1 rRNA gene is annotated in these 443 nt (G+C 56.0%); it reads right to left on the reverse strand.

The annotated features are described in order from the left end of the window. Positions 1–251: 251 nt before the first annotated feature. Positions 252–367: ribosomal RNA gene (gene rrf, locus F0Q32_RS26020) — 5S ribosomal RNA — on the reverse strand. Positions 368–443: the final 76 nt, after the last annotated feature.

A 443-nucleotide genomic window follows, 5' to 3' on the forward strand; every position in this document is an offset into this window, starting at 1 on the left:
TTTAAATCATCGCTGTAATCCACGAGACGCGTTTTAATCTGTTGGGTATTGCTCTGGGCAGGTATCCGTCAGGGAGAGGTTGTGCGCGCGGTGTTGCCCGGTGGCGCTGCGCTTACCGGGCCTACGGGTTCGTGCCATTCGGTGGGGTTTGTTCTTTTGTAGGCCGGATAAGGCGCAGCCGCCATCCGGCAGGTTTTTTTCGCACCAGCGCAAAAAGGCCATCCTTCCGGATGGCCTTCTGCTTATTTGATGCCTGGCAGTTCCCTACTCTCGCATGGGGAGACCCCACACTACCATCGGCGCTACGGCGTTTCACTTCTGAGTTCGGCATGGGGTCAGGCGGGACCACCGCGCTAGTGCCGCCAGGCAAATACTGTTGTATTATCCCGCTTCTCGCCGGTTAATTTAATCTGTTATCAAGCTCACTTCTCGCTGTCTCTTCG

Origin of the sequence: Pseudocitrobacter sp. 73 (assembly GCF_008369545.1) — a bacterium.
Taxonomy (GTDB): Bacteria; Pseudomonadota; Gammaproteobacteria; order Enterobacterales; family Enterobacteriaceae; genus Pseudocitrobacter; species Pseudocitrobacter vendiensis.